Origin of the sequence: Streptomyces chisholmiae, from assembly GCF_031845445.1 — a bacterium.
GTDB classification, from domain to species: Bacteria; Actinomycetota; Actinomycetes; order Streptomycetales; family Streptomycetaceae; genus Streptomyces; species Streptomyces chisholmiae.
Genome location: NZ_JAVREO010000190.1, coordinates 1 through 451, shown reverse-complemented (window position 1 = coordinate 451; position 451 = coordinate 1). Strand labels below are relative to the sequence as shown.

Sequence of the window (451 nt, the reverse complement as noted above, 5' to 3'; positions counted from 1 at the left end):
CCCCCGTGACATCGCCACGGTCCGGGGCGTCGGCTTCCGGTTCGAGAAGAGCTGACGTACGAAGCACCCATGCACCTTGACGATGTACGCCGACACGACCGGCGGCCATGCGCCGCCGGCTGATCAACTCCACGCTCGCCGTGGTCCTCGTGGTCATCTCCGTCTTCGGCGTCTCCCTCGTCATCGTGGAGACGCGCACCATCAGCAGCAGCGCCCAGGAGAGCGTCGAATCCGAGGCGCTGCGGCTGATCAGCGTGGTCGAGGGGCGGCTGCTGGGTGACGAGCGGGTCAACCCCGACGTGCTCTCCGAGCAGATCGACCCCAAGCGGTTCGCCCTGATCGAGAGCGCGGGCCGGGAGCCCATCGTCGTCGGCGAGCGTCCCGAGGGCAGCGTCCTGCGGGCCCTCGAGACCGGCGACGGGGGCGCGAAGGTCACCGTCGAGGAGTCCCG

Annotated in this window: 1 pseudogene; it reads left to right on the top strand. The window is 69.8% G+C overall.

The annotated features are described in order from the left end of the window. Positions 1-107: 107 nt before the first annotated feature. Positions 108-451 (top strand): annotated as a pseudogene (locus RM844_RS32750) (two-component sensor histidine kinase); the annotation flags it as partial.